The sequence below is a fragment of the Thermotoga petrophila RKU-1 genome, from assembly GCF_000016785.1.
In the GTDB taxonomy this organism is placed as follows: domain Bacteria; phylum Thermotogota; class Thermotogae; order Thermotogales; family Thermotogaceae; genus Thermotoga; species Thermotoga petrophila.
Genome location: NC_009486.1, coordinates 321,961 through 340,165, shown reverse-complemented (window position 1 = coordinate 340,165; position 18,205 = coordinate 321,961). Strand labels below are relative to the sequence as shown.

At 48.0% G+C, this 18,205-nt stretch carries 17 protein-coding genes and 1 tRNA gene; 12 read left to right on the top strand and 6 right to left on the bottom strand.

Annotated features, from left to right (window positions below):
- Window positions 1-32 precede the first annotated feature (32 nt).
- Genes TPET_RS01790 through TPET_RS01770 form a run of 5 tightly spaced genes read left to right on the top strand, consistent with a single transcriptional unit; the run spans window position 33 to window position 3,259 of the window.
- On the top strand, window positions 33-620 hold the full coding sequence (locus TPET_RS01790) for a DUF2238 domain-containing protein (RefSeq protein WP_011943020.1): 588 nt from the start codon (window positions 33-35) through the stop codon (window positions 618-620).
- Window positions 617-1,996, top strand: a complete 1,380-nt coding sequence (locus TPET_RS01785) for an MFS transporter (RefSeq protein ID WP_011943019.1) — start codon at window positions 617-619, stop codon at window positions 1,994-1,996. Before TPET_RS01790 ends, TPET_RS01785 begins: the two co-directional genes overlap by 4 nt.
- Entirely contained in the window at window positions 1,917-2,396 is a 480-nt protein-coding gene (locus tag TPET_RS01780) for a flavin reductase family protein (RefSeq protein WP_011943018.1), read from the top strand. The genes TPET_RS01785 and TPET_RS01780 overlap by 80 nt, the downstream gene beginning before the upstream one ends.
- A complete protein-coding gene (gene sfsA, locus TPET_RS01775; protein ID WP_011943017.1) occupies window positions 2,393-3,061 on the top strand; it encodes a DNA/RNA nuclease SfsA in 669 nt (222 codons plus the stop codon). Before TPET_RS01780 ends, sfsA begins: the two co-directional genes overlap by 4 nt.
- Before the next feature lie 3 nt (window positions 3,062-3,064).
- Window positions 3,065-3,259, top strand: coding sequence for a hypothetical protein (locus TPET_RS01770; protein WP_011943016.1), 195 nt, complete (start codon window positions 3,065-3,067; stop codon window positions 3,257-3,259).
- Window positions 3,260-3,277: 18 nt separating this feature from the next.
- Here the strand turns inward: TPET_RS01770 and TPET_RS01765 are convergent, their stop codons facing one another.
- The 4 genes from TPET_RS01765 to ftsY are packed head-to-tail and all read right to left on the bottom strand — an operon-like array spanning window position 3,278 to window position 6,870.
- Window positions 3,278-3,691, bottom strand: coding sequence for an Rrf2 family transcriptional regulator (locus tag TPET_RS01765; protein WP_011943015.1), 414 nt, complete (start codon window positions 3,689-3,691; stop codon window positions 3,278-3,280).
- Between the two features lies 1 nt (window position 3,692).
- Window positions 3,693-5,357, bottom strand: a complete 1,665-nt coding sequence (locus TPET_RS01760) for a peptidoglycan DD-metalloendopeptidase family protein (protein ID WP_048810849.1) — start codon at window positions 5,355-5,357, stop codon at window positions 3,693-3,695.
- A complete protein-coding gene (locus TPET_RS01755; RefSeq protein ID WP_011943013.1) occupies window positions 5,333-5,989 on the bottom strand; it encodes a DUF2225 domain-containing protein in 657 nt (218 codons plus the stop codon). The genes TPET_RS01760 and TPET_RS01755 overlap by 25 nt, the downstream gene beginning before the upstream one ends.
- Window positions 5,986-6,870, bottom strand: coding sequence for a signal recognition particle-docking protein FtsY (gene ftsY, locus TPET_RS01750; RefSeq protein ID WP_011943012.1), 885 nt, complete (start codon window positions 6,868-6,870; stop codon window positions 5,986-5,988). Before ftsY ends, TPET_RS01755 begins: the two co-directional genes overlap by 4 nt.
- 113 nt (window positions 6,871-6,983) lie before the next feature.
- On the opposite strand from ftsY, the gene TPET_RS01745 reads away from it, so the two are divergent.
- The 6 genes from TPET_RS01745 to polC all read left to right on the top strand — a co-directional run bounded on the left by TPET_RS01745 (window position 6,984) and on the right by polC (window position 16,719).
- Complete coding sequence (locus tag TPET_RS01745; RefSeq protein WP_011943011.1) at window positions 6,984-8,363, top strand: DegQ family serine endoprotease; 1,380 nt, start codon at window positions 6,984-6,986, stop codon at window positions 8,361-8,363.
- A gap of 96 nt (window positions 8,364-8,459) precedes the next feature.
- Window positions 8,460-9,611: a DegT/DnrJ/EryC1/StrS family aminotransferase gene (locus TPET_RS01740; protein WP_011943010.1), complete on the top strand. Its 1,152-nt coding sequence runs from the start codon at window positions 8,460-8,462 to the stop codon at window positions 9,609-9,611.
- Window positions 9,604-11,067 carry an apolipoprotein N-acyltransferase gene (gene lnt, locus TPET_RS01735; protein ID WP_011943009.1) on the top strand — a complete coding sequence of 488 codons (1,464 nt, stop codon included), beginning with the start codon at window positions 9,604-9,606 and terminating at the stop codon, window positions 11,065-11,067. Before TPET_RS01740 ends, lnt begins: the two co-directional genes overlap by 8 nt.
- Window positions 11,042-12,049, top strand: a complete 1,008-nt coding sequence (gene queA, locus TPET_RS01730) for a tRNA preQ1(34) S-adenosylmethionine ribosyltransferase-isomerase QueA (protein WP_011943008.1) — start codon at window positions 11,042-11,044, stop codon at window positions 12,047-12,049. The genes lnt and queA overlap by 26 nt, the downstream gene beginning before the upstream one ends.
- Window positions 12,050-12,131: 82 nt before the next feature.
- Window positions 12,132-12,629, top strand: coding sequence for a crossover junction endodeoxyribonuclease RuvC (gene ruvC / locus TPET_RS01725; RefSeq protein WP_011943007.1), 498 nt, complete (start codon window positions 12,132-12,134; stop codon window positions 12,627-12,629).
- Window positions 12,616-16,719, top strand: a complete 4,104-nt coding sequence (polC, locus tag TPET_RS01720) for a DNA polymerase III subunit alpha (protein WP_011943006.1) — start codon at window positions 12,616-12,618, stop codon at window positions 16,717-16,719. Before ruvC ends, polC begins: the two co-directional genes overlap by 14 nt.
- Here polC and TPET_RS01715 read toward each other — a convergent pair.
- Both TPET_RS01715 and proC read right to left on the bottom strand, forming a co-directional pair.
- Window positions 16,716-17,255 (bottom strand): GNAT family N-acetyltransferase, encoded by a 540-nt coding sequence (locus tag TPET_RS01715; protein WP_011943005.1) that lies wholly within the window; start codon window positions 17,253-17,255, stop codon window positions 16,716-16,718. The two genes, polC and TPET_RS01715, sit on opposite strands and share 4 nt — an antisense overlap.
- Window positions 17,256-18,023 (bottom strand): pyrroline-5-carboxylate reductase, encoded by a 768-nt coding sequence (gene proC / locus TPET_RS01710; protein WP_011943004.1) that lies wholly within the window; start codon window positions 18,021-18,023, stop codon window positions 17,256-17,258.
- Window positions 18,024-18,112: 89 nt separating this feature from the next.
- On the opposite strand from proC, the gene TPET_RS01705 reads away from it, so the two are divergent.
- Window positions 18,113-18,188: transfer RNA gene (locus TPET_RS01705), tRNA-Thr, on the top strand.
- Window positions 18,189-18,205 lie beyond the last annotated feature (17 nt).

Below are 18,205 nucleotides of genomic sequence, written 5' to 3'. Positions count from 1 at the left end.
GAAATATAATAGCGCAAGGAGGTGGTGAGAAAATGAACGAAGTACTGGTGAAAAAGCGGAAAGAAAAATTGAACAAGGTTTTAGTGGCTCTCCTGGGAATTCCAGTTGTTTTTTCCATTATTCAAGCCAAAATCGTTGAAACGATAGGATATTTCATATTCTGGCTCGGTGGTTTTTCACCATACGTTTATGAGAAGATAACCCATCAGGAGATACCTGAGAGAACGAAATTGATGCTCTCTTCATCGGTATTTCTCCACTCTCTGATGGGACAGTTTTTGAACTTCTACGAGAAGATATTTTTCTGGGACAAGATACTTCACTTCTACGGATCTTTTGTCATAACGTACTTTTTTTACCAGATTCTGACGAAAAAATCGAGATTCTGGGACGAGGTGCCGGGTGCCGTTTTGATGGCGTTCCTTCTTGGGGTCTTTTCCGGGGTCCTTTGGGAAATAGCCGAATTCACGACGGATAAGATACTGCCAGACTACAACACACAAAAAGGGCTGGACGGCACCATGCTGGATCTCATTTTTGATCTTCTAGGATGCTACACGATGGCAAAGATTGTGTACAGGAAAAAGACTGGACGATTCTTCTGGAGACCTCGTTCATGAAGAAGGCCTATCTCTTTCTCACACTCGAAGGTGTCTTCTCTCTGTTCTACGCGCTTCTAATACAGGGACCTGTGTTCACAGGTCTTGCGATGCTTTTCAATCTGGACGAGTTTCTCCTGAGTGTCGCCGCTGCAATCCCTCCCATGATGCAGTTTTTTCAGCTGTTTGCCTCTTTCTTTGTTCAGAAATACAGAAAGAGGCGTTTTCTGGTCAACGTGTTCAACGCTTTCAGCAGATTCAGTTTCGCTTTTCTCATCGTTTTTCTACTGCTTGGGAAAACAGAACCGTTGATTTTCATCGTTGCGCTCGTGATTTCCCAGATCTTCGCGGCCCTCTCCAGCAGTACGTGGAACTCATGGATGAGAGATCTCGTTCCTCCAGAGGAAAGAGGAAGGGTGTTTGGAAACAGAAACATGTTTCTATCCATAGGAAATGCTCTCATTATATACCTCTATTCTTCTATAGTTGATCATTTCTCTTCGGGTTTTGTTCTTGTGCTTCTCATATCCACAGTGGGAACCGTCCTTTCTATCTTTGCCATGAACAAAATACCGGACGTTCCTGTTAGGGAAACAGTAACGGGAATTCCTCTCAAAGCGGTGTTCAAGGACGAAAACTTTATGAAGTTTGTCTTCTTCACCTTTTACTGGAACATGGCGGTCACGTTCTCTTCTGCTTTCTATCACTATCATCTTTTGAAGAACCTGGGTGTGGATTACACGTACATCGCTTACATGATGATCGTGAACAACTTTGTGGCGATGCTGGTTTACAGGATCCTTGGAAAAGTGTCTGACAGGGTAGGACACAAAACGATAGCCGAGTTCGGTATCATCCTTGCTTCTTTTGTCTCCGGTATGTGGTTTTTCATGAACACCAATACTTACAGAACCCTGATGGTAGCGGACGCCTTCCTTTCTTCCATCGCGTGGTCCGCTATAAACCTGTCACTCGCCATCCTTCCTATGGAGGTTGCTTTCGAGTCTGATCCCGTTTTCTTCGGTTTGAACGCGTCTTTTGCCAGCGCTGGAAGTCTTATAGGCTCATTTGCAGGTGGAATCACGGCGAAATTTCTCTCTGATATTTACGTAAATCTCCACGGTTTCGAAATTTTTGGACTTCAACTGCTCTTTTTGATGGCAGGAATCTTCAGATTCTCCGCTGTGTTCTTTTTGAGAAAAGTCAAGGTGAAGAAGCACATCCCGTTCAAAGCCTTCATGTTGAGTACCCTTTCTGTCACTCTGAGACGTCCCATAGACAGAATGCTCGATGTGTATCTACTTTTGAAAAGGGGGAATGAACGTGTACGAGAGCTTGTTGGAAGATCTAAGAGAAGGGAGAGTAATACTGACGAGCAAGGCGGGAAACAAGGTTAACGGCATGACGATTGGATGGGGTTTCTTCGGGATCATATGGGAGGAAGAGTATTTCATCTCTGCTATGAGACCTCAGAGATTCACCTGGCGTCTTGTGAAGGAGAGCAAAAGATTCACCCTGAACTTTCTAAGCGAAGAATACAGAGAAGCGCTTAATTACTTTGGACGTGTGAGTGGATACCAGGAGAACAAGTTTGAAAAGGGACTTCTTCACTTAGATGAATTGGAAGGATTCACCGCTCCCATTAAAGAAGCCCACACGCTGATCGAATGTTCTGTGACCTTTGCTAGCAACGTGGAACCATTCGTTCTTCCCGTGGAAATCATCGATAAATTCTACAAAGATCATGGATTCCACACACTGTTTTTTGGGAAGATCGAAAAGGTGCTTCAAAGATGAGACTGATACTTCCAGCTGATACGGAAGGGATCTTTCTGGAAAGAAAGAGCAGATTTACGGGAGTTGCTCTTGTCGAAGGGAAAAAGACCCTGATACACATCCACAATACAGGGCGCCTTCCGCTTTTGAAAAAAGGAAAAAGAGTTCTCCTGAAGCGTGCAGAATCCGATCGAAGGAAGACCGGCTGGGACCTTCTGGCAGTCGAACACAGAGATGAATTCGTCTTTGTCCATTCGGGTTTCCACAGTATCGTGGCCGGGAAGATTCTGGAAGAACTGTTCCCAGGCTCCACGATAGAAAGCGAGAAACGCTTTGAAAACAGCAGGTTCGATTTCCTGATCGACAGGAGGACCTTTGTGGAAGTGAAGGGATGTACGTACGAAGAAGATGGTGTCGCGATGTTTCCAGACGCACCCACAGAACGTGGAAGAAGACACATCGAGGAGCTGATCAGTTCTGTGAAAAGCGGTTTCAAGGCTCTTCTGCTGATCCTGGTTTTCCTCGAAAGCGACTGTTTTCTTCCGAACAGAAACGTTGACCCGGCTTTTTCAAGAGTTTTCTGGCGCGCTCTGAAAAGCGGTGTGAATATCGACGTGTTCAGGGTAAAATACGATGGAGAGTACCTGTGTTCAACAGAGAAGCTGTCGATCTGTGAGGAGGTGTAGCGCATGGAGAACCCCACCATTGAACAGTTGGTGAGAAGGTATGTGGAAATCAAGGACCTCATGAAAGAACTCAGGGCGGAGAAGAAAGAGATCGAGGAAGTTTTGAGGGAATACGCTCAGAGAACGGGGATAAAAGAGTTCGAGGTGGATGGGAAGAAGGTATTTTTTGAAGAAAAACTCAGCCTGAAAGTAAAATGAGCCCGCTGGAAGCGGGCTTTACTGTTTCAGTTTCTCCTCCTGTTCTTTTATCAGATCTTCGAGGGTCACACCGCTTAGAATCTTCTCTATTTCGTTCTCTACCCTTTTCCACAGAGCTCTGATAACGCAGTCCAGCTCGTCCGGACAGCCGGGCATGTCGAAGAAAACCTTCGACTTCCTGTCCAGAAGAAACACGATCTCAGAGACCTTTATTTCTTTTGGCGGACGCGCCAGCATGTATCCACCGCTTTTCCCTCTTCTTGTCTTCACCAGTCCGGCTTTTTTCAGGGTGTACAGGATTTTTTCTGCGAATTCCCTTGGAACTGACTGTTTCGCTTTCTCCAGTATTTCTGTCATCGAAAGGTAGTTTCCGTACTCTTTTGCCATCACGATCATGAGCCTGAGCGCGTACTCACTTCGCATCGTGAACATTTCAATCCCTCCACACGAAGACTCTGGACACGATCTTTCTGTTTTGGAGCGCCTCTCTTATGCTGTTCAGATATATATCGATCTTTCTTCCTTTGATCACCCCGCCGATGTCTTCCACAACGAAAACCCCACCACTGGGCGTGTCTCTGAGCTCTGGTATGTAGAGAACAGAACCCAGGGGGAAGATGGTGGTATCCGCGGCCGCTGTTTTCCAATCTTCAGGAATTTTGCCGGATTTTGTGAGTCTGAAGGCGGGGTGTTCCGGTAATTTTCCATCTTCCCACTCCGTGTAGAAACTGATTTCGAACTCTCCCATATTGGAAAAGAAAAGGAGCATGGGGTCCTTAGGTTCTCCTTCCACATACAGTTCGAAGACAACGTTCTTTCCACCGTATCCTATGGTGTCACCCGCACTCACCCAGTCACCAGCGTTCACCGAAACCACAGCGAGATTTCTGTACACCGTTTCCACATCGTTTCCGTGATATATGACAACGGTTCCGTTGCTTACACTCTTCACTCGCCCTGGAAGCGCAGCTTTTACCTTCTGCCCGTTGCTTTCCACCTCAACCCCCGTGGAAAAAGTTCCATCGGTTTTCAGGCCAAAGCCGGAGACGATCACCTTTGGATCGGGTTTTTCTCCAACTGGAAAACTTGTCGAAAGATTCGTGACGGGAACCTTTATGATTCTCCCTGCTATGAGCTTCCTCGGGTCGTCTATGCCGTTCAGCTTCATGATTTTTTCCACACCGTCGGGTCCAAGGTTGAACGCGTTGCTGATCTTCGCGAGGGTGTCGCCCCGCTCCACTCTTACAAACACGTATCCTTCCTCTATTCCAAGGATCCTTGCGATCTCATAACTCCTCACGAGTCTTCTGAACTCGTCGAGGTATTTTTTCAACTGCTGTGAGTAACTCTCAACATCTATGTTCGCGTAGCTGGAAGGCTTCTGATCTTTCAGATTTTGAACGATCTGTTCCAGCGCCTTCTGGTTGGTTTCGAGATAGGAAAGCTTTTTCTCGATATCAGATATCCTGCTTTCCAGCTCATCGTTTGAAACGTTCACCACCTTCGCTTCCGTTTCGCCCTGTGAAAGAACGCGTAAGGCCACTTTGGAGAGAAGTTTTTCAGTACTTTCCAGCCTTTCTTCTATTCGATCCACCACCGAAACGTTCTTTTCCAGAGTGGAAACCCTCTCTTCGAGATCGAGAAGGATGTGTTTCAGATCTTCTGAGACTTCCGGGGAACTTCCGAGTGAAACAATACTCACTTTTCTCTCCAATTCTGAGATTTTCGATTTCATGTCTTCTATCTCGGAGAAGATGGAGGCGGCTTTTTCCACTGCAGGAAGTTTCATGGAGATGGAGTAGTAACTGTTCTCGAGATCGCTCATTTTGCTGGAGAACTCTTCCTGCAGGGAAGATAGATCCTCTTTGAGATATCTTACATCTCTTTTCAGCGCTTCCAACTCTTCCTGAGAACTTTCCTGTGCCTTCATCTTGTTTTCCAAGTCCAGCATCTTCTTTTCGATGGAGTCTATCTGAGTGTTCAGCTGTCTTATCTGGTTTTCTAAATTGTTCAATTTTTCCTCCAGTTCGGGAGATACGCATGCTGCGAGAAATATCAGTATCAGAGAAAACATTAAGATCTTCTTAATTCCTGCCATCTTTCCCTCCCCACCTTCGCGTAAAGGGATTTGCCGTCGTACTTTCTCAGGAGGAGTTCGTACCACCTCGCGGCTTCTTTCCTGTTGCCCAGGATTTGATTCAAAACACCCAGATAGAAGAGTATCATGGGTTCGTCCGATTCTTGGTAATAGTCGTACTTGTAGTGGCTTTCGAATTCCTTCAAAGCTCTTTCGAGATAGCGCTTTTCTTCTTCTGACTTTCCCAGCTCTCTGAACAGCCAGGCGATCTTTAGATAAGAGATCGCTACTTTCTTTCTCTGGTTCAAAACAGAGTACACCATTCCACTCAAAGCGTAGCGCTTGATCGCTTCCACGTGGTTCTCCACGTTTTTCAATTCGACCTTTTTCTTGGCTTCTTCGAGCAGTTTTTTCAGCTTTCTTTCCGTCTCTTCTCCTTTTATGGTGATGGTCTCGAAATCTTTGTCGAACGCAGAAAAGTAACAGTTCGGGCAGGTCACCACTTCGTAAAACATCGGGTTCACATCTTCAAAAACAGGTTTCAAGTCGATATCTCTGGCTTTGATCTTTATGGAGTCGAAAAAGACCATCTTCTTTTTGAACTTCGTTCCACAGAAAGGGCAGGTGAATTCTTTTTCCCAGAACTTGCTCATTCTGAAATCAATACCTCCACAAAGGCTTCAGGATCGAAAGGCCTCAGGTCTTCTGCCTTTTCTCCGACACCGATGAACTTTATGGGTATTCCCAGTTCCCGGGCAATGGCCAGAGTTATTCCGCCTTTCGCGGTTCCGTCGAGCTTTGTGAGAATTATACCGGTGACATCCACCGCTTCTTTGAATATTTTTGCCTGAACAAGTCCGTTTTGGCCGGTGGTGGCGTCTATCACGAGGAGCGTTTCGTGCGGAGCGTCGGGGATCTTCTTTTTGACAACTCTGTGAACCTTCCGCAATTCCTCCATGAGATTCTTCTTCGTGTGAAGTCTTCCGGCGGTGTCTATTATGACCACATCTTTGTTTCTGGCGAGAGCGTGAGCCACCGCGTCAAAGGCAACGGCGGCCGGATCTGCTCCTTCCGAGTGGGATATCACCGTGGCACCGACACGTTCTCCCCATATCTTCAGCTGTTCTATGGCGGCCGCTCTGAAAGTATCCGCCGCAGCGAGCACCACACTCTTTCCTTCATCCACGAACATCTTTGCGAGCTTTCCGCAAGAGGTGGTCTTTCCCGTTCCGTTGACACCAACAACCGTGATCACAAACGGAGGTTCAGGAGGAACGTTCAGCTTCGTATCGAAGTTCAGAATTTCCAGAATGATTTCCTTGAGAGACTCGAGAGCGTCTCCGTCCTTCTCTTTCAATCTCTCCAGAATGTATTCCGTTGTCTCGACTCCCACGTCCGCTTGAATGAGAAGTTCTTCCAGCTCCTCGCGGGTTTCATCGTCCAGCTTTTTTCCTTTGAGGAGCTTCACCACTCGTCCAAAAAACGTTTCTTTCGTCTTCTGGAGTCCCTTTTTCAAAAAATCGAAGAGTCCCATCCTTTCTACCTCCTGGTTTCCCGACTAATATTAAGCATACCACACGTTTTTGAACCAGTCCTTCGGGGTGTTTGTCTAAGAAACCGGAAACCTTTCGAAGGGAGGGGTAAAAGATGAAGAAATTCTTTCTGACCATCGCTGTGGTACTGATGCTCACCAGCGTCTTTCCATACGTCAATCCCGACTACGAAAGCCCCATCGTTAACGTGGTCGAAGCGTGTGCACCGGCCGTTGTGAAGATAGATGTTGTGAAGACGGTGAAGACTTCCTTCTTCGATCCTTATTTTGAGCAGTTCTTCAAAAAGTGGTTCGGTGAACTTCCACCCGGTTTCGAAAGGCAGGTTGCCAGCCTCGGATCGGGCTTCATCTTCGACCCAGAAGGTTACATACTCACAAACTACCACGTGGTCGGTGGAGCGGACAACATCACTGTGACCATGCTCGACGGAAGCAAATACGACGCGGAGTACATAGGAGGAGATGAAGAGCTCGACATCGCGGTCATAAAGATCAAAGCCAGCGATAAGAAATTCCCCTATCTGGAATTCGGTGATTCTGACAAGGTAAAGATCGGCGAATGGGCGATAGCCATAGGGAACCCCCTCGGCTTCCAGCACACGGTGACTGTGGGAGTGGTCAGCGCTACCAACAGGAGGATTCCAAAGCCAGATGGAAGTGGTTACTACGTGGGACTCATCCAGACCGACGCGGCGATCAACCCGGGAAACAGCGGAGGACCCCTTCTGAACATACACGGTGAAGTGATAGGCATAAATACGGCCATCGTCAACCCTCAGGAAGCTGTGAACCTCGGTTTTGCCATCCCGATCAACACGGTGAAGAAGTTCCTCGACACCATACTCACCCAAAAGAAGGTTGAGAAGGCTTACCTCGGTGTGACGGTCATGAACCTCACCGAAGAAACGGCGAAAGCTCTGGGGCTTGAATCTACGAGTGGTGCTCTGATAACGAGTGTTCAGAAAGGATCTCCCGCTGAAAAAGCCGGGCTCAAAGAAGGGGACGTGATCCTCAAGGTTGACGATCAGGATGTGAGAAGTCACGAAGAGTTGGTTTCCATCATACACACTTACAAACCGGGAGACACAGCCGTTCTCACCATAGAGAGAAAGGGAAAGATCATGAAAGTTCAGGTGACGTTCGGTTCCTCATCTGAAGAAGAGAAAACAACGACTGGTGAGGAAAAAATCGATGTTCTTGGCATCACAGTGTCGAACATCACGCCGGCCGACAGGGAGACTTATTCGATCCCGGAAGAGATAAACGGGGTCATAGTGAAGGAGAGCACCGGGAAGTTCGGTCTACAGAAGGGAGACGTAATCACCACAGTGTACGTGAACGGTAAAAGGTATGATATAAACTCTGTAGAGGATCTCAAGAAAGTTACATCCATTGTTAAAAATGGTGACTACATCGCCCTTTACATTTACAGGAATGGAGCGAAAGTCTTCGTGAGCTTCATCTATCAGAGATAGAGAACCTCCCCTCAATGTTAATACAGCCCCCTTTGGTGATCTTTCCCCCTCCGGTGGAGGGGGATTTTTTGATATCATTGAGACGAGGTGATATCGATGATTCCGTTATCAAGGCCCGATATAAACGAGCAGGACATCGAAAGGGTAGTGGAAGTTTTAAAAAGCGGAAGGCTCAGTCTCGGTGAATACACGAAGCGTTTTGGAGAGATGGTGGCCGAATACACGGGTGCCAGATTCGGCTGGGCGGTGAGCAGTGGAACAGCTGCGCTCCATCTCATCCTGGAGAGTCTCGATATCGACGAGGGAGATCTGATCCTTGTGCCTTCCTTCACCTTCATCGCTTCTGTTAACGTAATCCTCATGAAAAGGGCAGTCCCTGTTTTTGTGGATGTGGATGAGAGAACTCTGAACGTTTCTCCAGAAACACTGGAGGAGGCGGTGAAAAGGTGCCTCAAAGGATTCAAACAGGGAAACGTTGAGATAAAAGGAAAACCCCGTCTCTTCATGGCCGTTGATGTTTTTGGGCATCCCCTCGACTGGGACGGGATTCTCGACGTCTGTCAGAGGTACGGCATCGCGGTGGTGGAAGACTCCTGTGAGGCTCTTGGATCCGAGTACAAAGGAAGAAAGGTGGGCACCTTTGGAGTGGCCGGCGCTTTCGCGTTTTACCCGAACAAACAGATCACCACAGGAGAGGGTGGTGTTGTTGTGACGAACGATGAAAAGATACACACCGTTGTAAAGAGCATGAGCAACCAGGGAAGAGGTGAGGGGAACGAATGGCTCCACCATGTGCGTTTCGGTTACAACTACAGAATCGACGAGATGTCGGCTGCGCTTGGATGTTCTCAAATGGAAAGAATCGATGAGATCGTAGAAAAACGCGCAGGAGCGGCGGAGAGATATTCAAAGATGTTGAAGGAGTTTTCCTGGGTAAAGGTGCCCGTTGTGGAAGATTACGTCACTAAGATGAGCTGGTTCGTCTACGTCGTGAGGCTGGAAGATCCTGATAGAAACCGTGTGATGAGGTACATGGAGGAGAAGGGAATCCAGGTTAGAAACTACTTTTATCCCGTCCACTTTCAACCCTTCTACGAAAAACTCTTCGGCAGCATGAAAGGACTGCTTCCCGTGACGGAGAGGGAATCTGAGAAAACGCTCGCCATACCGTTCTTTACGAGCATCACAGAAAGTGAACAGAAGACGGTGGTGGAGGTCCTTAGAGAGGCGGTGGAGAGGGTTGGTTAGCCTTCTTCTCAGTGTTCTCTCCGGCTTTCTCACCGCTCTTTCGATGCCGGGATTTCTCTCCGGAGCTTTGATCTGGTTTTCTCTGATTCCACTTCTGTACGCGGTGGAAGGCAAGGGAGTGTGGAAAAGGGGGTTTCTTTCTTTCGTTTACTTTTTCACTCACGTACTGATATCTTTCTTCTGGGTACTTCCAACTCTGACGGAGAACGTGCCCCTTGTCTTTGGAAGATACCCTTCCTGGCTTGGAATCGTGGTGTTTGTGCTGATGGGAATCATTGAAGCTGTTCCATTTTTTGGGTTTGGATTTCTCTCGTACTTTGCACCGCGATCGATCGTTCTGAAGACTCTTTACCTTGCCTCCGTCTATACCATCTTCGAGTATCTCCGCGGTGTGGGAGAACTCGGATTCACCGGAGGAAGGATCTCAGAAGCGCTTTACAGCCACACCGGATTGATACAGATCGTTTCCATCACGGGGACTCTGGGCCTCGTTTTTTTGATAGTTTCCCTGAACGTCCTCTTCCATGAGTTCTTGAAGAGAAGAAAGGGTCTTCTCATATTTCCTGTGATCTTCTTCGTCTATCTGTTGAACTCTTCTGTTGTACACCTTCTTCCCGTTCCTGAACGTGGTTCTTTCGAGGTGGTCGCGCTTCAACCAAATGTTCCCACTTCTCTGAAATATTCTGTGTCAAGTGGAGAGATGCTTGAGCTTCTCGAGTCGATGACGAAGGATTTCCACGGAAGCATCGTGATCACTCCCGAGGCGTTCTTTCTGGAGGATGTGCGTTATTCTCAGAAGCTGAGAGAGCTCTCGGAGGAGAACACCTTCGTGATAGGATTTCCCGCGGACAACCAGAACAGTGTTTTTGTTCTGGAAGATGGAAGATTCAGAAAGGTCTATTCCAAGGTGAAGCTTTTTCCCTTTGTGGAAAAACTGCCGTACCCGAGGGTCTTTGGGGTTTTCAGTTTCCTGAAAGGATTGTCCTACTATGAACCTGGACGGGGTTTTTCTGTCTTCAACGTTGGGGAGAGTCCCCCGCTCTCTGTTCAGATCTGTTTTGAAAGTTACTTTCCGGAGGTATCACGCGCTTTCGTGAAAAACGGAAGCGAAATATTCATCGTTGTGACGAACGATGGGTGGTTTCACTACAAAGCAGCGCTGTTGAATCACTTTGTCCAGGGAGTGTTCAGGGCCGTTGAAACGAGAAGACAGTTCCTTCAGGTGGCGAACACCGGGATCACAGGTCTCGTTGACGAGTACGGTAGAATAGTAGATGCTCTTCCTCTGCGGGTGAGACTGGCAGGAGAGTTTCACATCAAACCGAGAAAAGGCGAAACGTTCTACGTCAGATACGGAGACTGGTTCTTTTACCTCTCTGTGATTCTGGCGGTAGTCAGTGTTTTCATTTCCAGAATGCGAGGTGAAAGGAATGAAGGTATCAGAGTTCGATTATGAACTTCCATCAGAACTCATAGCGCAGGAACCTGTGGAACCACGGGACGCTTCCCGACTCATGGTGCTCCACAGAAAGACGCAGAGAATAGAACACCGCATATTCCGGGAGATAATAGAGTATCTTGAACCCGGCGATCTGCTCGTTCTGAACGTGTCGAAGGTGATACCAGCCCGCCTCTACGCGAGGAAAAAAACGGGTGCCAGCATCGAAATTCTTTTGATAGAGCGTTTGGAGGAAGGTATCTGGAAGTGCCTTGTGAGACCGGGTCAGAAGGTGAAAAAAGGAACGGAACTTGTAATCGATGAGGATCTGTCCGCCGTCTGCCTCGGTCGGGGTGAAGATGGAACGAGGATTCTGAAGTTTCAGCCTCAGGACGATAGATTGATCTTCGAGAAGGGCAGAACACCTCTTCCGCCGTACATAAAAAACGAAGTTCCGCTCGAGAGGTATCAAACCGTGTACGCGAAAGAAGAAGGCTCCGTCGCTGCACCGACCGCGGGGCTTCACTTCACACCAGAACTCATAGAGAAGTTGAAGAAAAAGGGAGTTCAATTCGCTGAAGTTGTTCTGCACGTGGGAATAGGGACTTTCAGGCCCGTGAAGGTTGAGGAAGTGGAAAAACACAAGATGCATGAGGAATTCTACCAGGTTACAAAAGAGACGATCAAAAAACTCAGAGAGACAAGGGAAAGGGGAAACAGAATTGTAGCGGTTGGAACAACAACGGTGAGAACCTTGGAGACAATCGCCAGACTTCCCGAGCAGGAAGAATACGTGGGAAAAACCGACCTCTTCATATATCCACCCTTCGAGTTCAAACTCGTTGATGCTTTGATTACCAACTTTCACCTTCCTCGTTCCACTCTTCTTATGCTGGTTGCAGCGTTCGCGGGGAAGGATTTCGTCATGGAGGCCTATAGAGAAGCCGTGAAAAGAAGATACAGATTCTTCTCTTTCGGTGATGCGATGCTGATTCTGTAACGGTTTGGAAAAAACACCCTTCTCTTAAACACAAAGTATAGAAAACGAAAATATGTGAACAGTATAATGGAGGTTGGGTTCCTTGAGGATCCTTGGGGTAGATCCCGGCTACGGAATTGTAGGAATAGGCATCATTGAAGTGTCCGGAAACAGGATCTCTCACGTTTTCCACGGAACGATAGAGACTCCCAAAGATCTTCCAGCAGAGAAGAGGTTGAAGCGAATCTACGAAGAGTTTTTGAAAGTTCTTGAACGTTTCTCTCCAGACGAGTGTGCCATGGAAAAGCTGTTCTTTGTGAAAAACGTTACCACTGCCATAGGTGTGGGGGAGGCACGTGGTGTACTTCTTCTCGCTCTCGCGGAAAAAAACATACCTGTCTTTGAATACGCACCGAACGAAGTGAAGGTTTCGCTGTCGGGGTATGGAAGGGCAAGCAAGAAACAGATTCAGGAGAACATAAAGCGTTTTCTGAACCTTTCGGAAATTCCCAGGCCCGACGATGCGGCAGACGCACTCGCCATAGCTTGGTGCCACGCCCTTCAGAGCAGAGCAAGGAGGGTAACACATGGAGAAAATTGAAAATCTGAAATGGAAAGATGTAACATTCGAGAGTATAGAGATAGATCCCGACGCGGGTGTGGTTCTCGTTTCTGTGGAAAAATTTTCCTCCGAAGTAGAGAATCTTGTTAGCTTACTCGAAAAGGAAACGAGGTTTCGAGTCATCGTGAACGGCGCTCAAAAAAGTAACGGGGATCTAAAGGGAAAGATACTTTCTCTTCTCAACGGTAACGTCCCCTACATAAAGGATGTTGTTTTCGAAGGAAACAGACTGATTCTGAAAGTGCTTGGAGATTTCGCACGGGACAGGATCGCCTCGAAACTCAGAAGCACGAAAAAACAGCTCGATGAATTACTGCCTCCCGGAACGGAGATCATGTTTGAGGTCGTGGAGCCTCCGGAAGATCTTTTGAAAAAGGAAGTACCACAACCAGAAAAGAGAGAAGAACCGAAGGGTGAAGAATTGAAGATCGAGGATGAAAACCACATCTTTGGACAGAAACCCAGAAAGATCGTCTTCACCCCCTCAAAAATCTTTGAGTACAACAAAAAGACATCGGTGAAGGGCAAGGTCTTCAAAATAGAGAAGATCGAGGGGAAAAAAACGGTCCTTCTGATTTACCTAACGGACGGAGAGGATTCTCTGATCTGCAAGGTCTTCAACGACGTTGAAAAGGTCGAAGGAAAGATATCGTTGGGAGACGTCATCGTTGCCACAGGAGACCTCCTTCTCGAAAACGGAGAGCCCACCCTTTACGTGAAGGGAATCACAAAACTTCCCGAAGCGAAAAGGATGGACAACTCTCCAGTCAAGAGGGTGGAGCTCCACGCCCACACTAAGTTCAGCGATCAAGACGCGATAACGGATGTGAACGAATATGTGAAACGAGCCAAGGAATGGGGCTTCCCCGCGGTAGCTCTCACGGATCATGGGAACGTTCAGGCCATACCTTACTTCTACGACGCAGCGAAAGAAGCTGGAATAAAGCCCATCTTCGGTATCGAAGCGTACTTAGTGAGCGACGTGGAGCCCGTAATAAGGAACCTCTCCTACGATTCATCGTTCGAAAATGCCACATTCGTCGTCCTCGACTTCGAGACAACGGGCCTCGACCCTCAGGTGGACGAGATCATCGAGATAGGAGCGGTGAAGATACAGGACGGCCAGATAGTGGACGAGTACCACACTCTCATAAAGCCTTCCAGGGAGATCTCAAGAAGAAGTTCGGAGATCACCGGAATCACTCAAGAGATGCTGGAAAACAAGAGAAGCATCGAGGAAGTTCTACCGGAATTCCTCGGTTTTCTGGAGAATTCCATCATCGTTGCCCACAACGCCAACTTCGACTACAGATTTCTGAGGCTGTGGATCAAAAAAGTGATGGGGTTGGACTGGGAAAGACCCTACATAGATACGCTCGCCCTCGCAAAGTCCCTTCTAAAAATGAGAAGCTACTCTCTGGATTCCGTTGTGGAAAAGCTCGGATTGGGTCCGTTCCGTCACCACAGGGCCCTGGATGACGCGAGGGTCACCGCTCAGGTTTTCCTCAGGTTCGTTGAGATGATGAAGAAGATCGGGATCACGAAGCTTTCAGAAATTGAGAATTTGAAGGATACGATAGACTACACCGCGTTGAAACCCTTCCACTGTACGATCCTCGTTCAGAACAAAAAGGGATTGAAAAACCTCTACAAACTGGTTTCTGATTCCTATATAAAGTACTTCTACGGTGTTCCGAGGATCCTCAAAAGTGCGCTCATCGAAAACAGAGAAGGACTGCTTGTGGGAAGCGCGTGTATCTCCGGTGAGCTCGGACGTGCCGCCCTCGAAGGGGCGAGTGATTCAGAACTCGAGGAGATCGCAAAGTTCTACGACTACATAGAAGTCATGCCGCTCGACGTTATAGCCGAAGACGAAGAGGACTTAGACAGAGAAAGGCTGAAAGAAGTGTACCGAAGACTCTACAGAATAGCGAAAAAGCTGAACAAATTCGTCGTCATGACCGGTGATGTTCATTTCCTCGATCCCGAAGATGCCAGGGGCAGAGCTGCACTTCTGGCACCTCAGGGAAACAGAAACTTCGAGAATCAGCCCGCACTCTACCTCAGAACGACCGAAGAAATGCTCGAAAAGGCGATGGAGATATTCGAAGATGAAGAGATCGCGAGGGAAGTCGTGATAGAGAATCCCAACAGAATAGCCGATATGATCGAGGAAGTGCAGCCGCTCGAGAAGAAGCTCCACCCGCCGATCATAGAGAACGCCGATGAAATAGTGAGAAGCCTCACCATGAAGAGGGCGTACGAGATCTACGGTGATCCACTTCCCGAAATCGTTCAGAAGCGAGTGGAAAGGGAACTGAACGCCATCATAAATCATGGATACGCCGTTCTCTATCTCATCGCTCAGGAGCTCGTTCAGAAATCTATGAGCGATGGTTACGTGGTTGGATCCAGAGGATCCGTTGGATCTTCACTTGTGGCCAATCTCCTCGGGATAACCGAGGTGAATCCTCTGCCACCGCACTACAGGTGTCCGGAGTGCAAATACTTCAAGGTTGTCGAAGACGACAGATACGGAGCGGGTTACGACCTTCCCGATAAAAAATGCCCAGTGTGCGGTGCTCCTCTCAGAAAAGACGGTCACGACATACCGTTTGAAACGTTCATGGGGTTTGAAGGTGACAAGGTCCCCGACATAGATCTTAACTTCTCAGGAGAGTATCAGGAACGTGCTCATCGCTTCGTGGAAGAACTCTTCGGTAAAGACCACGTCTACAGGGCGGGAACCATAAACACCATCGCGGAAAAAAGCGCGGTGGGTTACGTGAGAAGCTACGAAGAGAAAACCGGAAAGAAGCTCAGAAAGGCGGAGATGGAAAGACTCGTTTCCATGATCACGGGAGTGAAGAGAACAACGGGCCAGCACCCAGGAGGACTCATGATCATACCGAAAGACAAAGAAGTCTACGATTTCACTCCCATACAGTATCCAGCCAACGATAGAAACGCGGGAGTGTTCACCACACACTTCGCGTACGAAACGATCCACGACGATCTGGTGAAGATAGATGCACTCGGTCACGATGATCCTACTTTCATCAAGATGCTAAAAGACCTCACCGGAATTGACCCTATGACGATTCCCATGGATGACCCCGACACGCTCGCCATATTCAGTTCTGTGAAGCCCCTCGGTGTGGATCCAGTTGAGCTGGAGAGCGACGTGGGAACTTACGGAATCCCGGAGTTTGGAACCGAGTTTGTGAGGGGAATGCTTGTTGAGACGAGACCGAAGAGTTTCGCCGAGCTTGTGAGGATCTCAGGACTGTCACACGGTACGGACGTCTGGTTGAACAACGCGCGCGACTGGATAAACCTCGGCTACGCCAAGCTCTCCGATGTTATTTCGTGTAGGGACGACATCATGAACTTCCTCATACACAAGGGAATGGAACCTTCTCTTGCTTTCAAGATCATGGAAAACGTCAGGAAGGGAAAGGGTATCACAGAAGAAATGGAGAGTGAAATGAGAAAGTTGAAGGTTCCAGAGTGGTTCATCGAATCATGCAAGAGGATCAAATATCTCTTTCCGAAGGCTCACGCTGTGGCTTATGTGAGTATGGCCTTCAGAATCGCTTACTTCAAGGTTCACTATCCTCTTCAGTTTTACGCGGCGTACTTCACGATAAAAGGTGATCAGTTTGATCCGGTTCTCGTCCTTAAAGGAAAGGAAGCCATAAAGAGGCGCTTGAGAGAACTCAAAGCGATGACCGGTAAAGATGTTCAGAAGAAAAACGAAGAGAGCGTTCTGGAAGTCGTTCTGGAAATGATACTGAGAGGTTTTTCCTTCCTACCACCCGACATCTTCAAATCCGACGCGAAGAAATTTCTCATAGAAGGAAACTCGCTGAGAATTCCCTTCAACAAACTTCCAGGACTGGGTGACAGTGTGGCCGAATCGATCGTCAGAGCCAGGGAAGAAAAACCGTTCACTTCGGTGGAAGACCTCATGAAGAGAACCAAAGTCAACAAAAATCACATAGAGTTGATGAGAAGCCTGGGTGTTCTCGGAAGCCTTCCAGAAACGGAACAGTTCACACTTTTCTAATCCAGAAGAAGCGCCATAACGAACACATCCTCGAAGGAGCCGTCGTCCCTTCTGACGGCCTTTCTCTTTACTCCCTCGAGTTCGAAGCCAAGTTTCCTGTAGAGACTTATGGCCCTTTCGTTCGACTTCAGAACTTCGAGCTGGATCCTTATAAAATCGTTCCTGCGTGCCCATTCTATGGCGCTTGTGATCATTCTGGTTCCGATTCCAATGTTCCAGTATCTCTTTTTCACACTTATGCCTATTTCTCCAACGTGCTTCGTCCTCTTTCTTCCGAATCCTGTGAAGGTCAGCAGGGAAACGATTTCTCGGTTGATCTCTCCCACTATCATGAGTTTTCCGGGGTTGTTTCTGTACATTCTTATGTAGTTTCTTTCCGTGGAAACATCGTAAACCTCATCCGGTCGGGTGATCAGAAAATCCGTTTCTGATGTTACTTCTTTCATGTACTCCACAATTCTTTTTGCGTCCCAGATGCTGGCTTCTCTTATCAGGAGCAGAGAACCGTTTTTCAGGAATTCCTTTCTTGGAAACATTCACTTTTCCTCCAGTTCGAGTGCCCTTTTGTAAGAAGACACCAGAGACTCTATAACACCACTTCTCACGGCGAACCTCTCCATTGTGATGAGTCCTTCTATGGTTGTTCCGGCCGGAGAGCTCACCCTGTGTTTCCACAGAGCCGGGTGTTCGTCCGTCTCTATTAAAAGCTCCGCGGAACCTCTGAAGAGCCTATAAACAAGTTCTTTCGCCGTGTCGAGTGGGATGCCCATCTTCAGCGCGGCGTCGAGGAACGCCTCCACCACGACGAAGATGAAAGCGGGACCGCTTCCAGTGAGGGCGGTGACGGCTGAAAAGAGCTTTTCCTCTATTTCAACGACGAAACCGAGTTTCTCAAGGAGTGATTTGACGAGTTCTCTCTCTTCAGAACTCATATCAGCGCTGAAGGCGGTGGCGAGCACCCCTTCTCCCACTCTCACAGCGACGTTCGGCATAATTCTTGCCACCTTGTGAATACCGTACTTTCTTATCTCTTCGATTTTCAAGCCGGCAACTATCGAGAGCAGGATTCCGTCGAAACCTTTCAACGTGCCGAGCACAACGGGAGCGTCCTGAGGTTTGACCGCGAGGACTATCAGATCTGCCTCACGAGCTTTTTCCAGATCGGCAACTTCGTATGGAGGTGCATCGAATCGGGAGAGTTTTTCACTGTCCTTTTCAACAAGGAGAATCCTTTCGGCCTCCTTCGAAAATTTCTCTGCGAAGATCGAACCCATGTTACCAACACCGACGATACCGATCGTCATGATCTTCCCTCCCGGTCTTTTTGGATATTATACAACCCGGGAGGTCTTGAAAATTCCTGTGCGGCTGGTAAAATAGAAACCAGAGGGAGGCCAGCGTAGCTCAACCGGCAGAGCGGCGCATTCGTAATGCGCAGGTTGTGGGTTCGAGTCCCACCGCTGGCTCCATTTCTTTTTAATGGAGG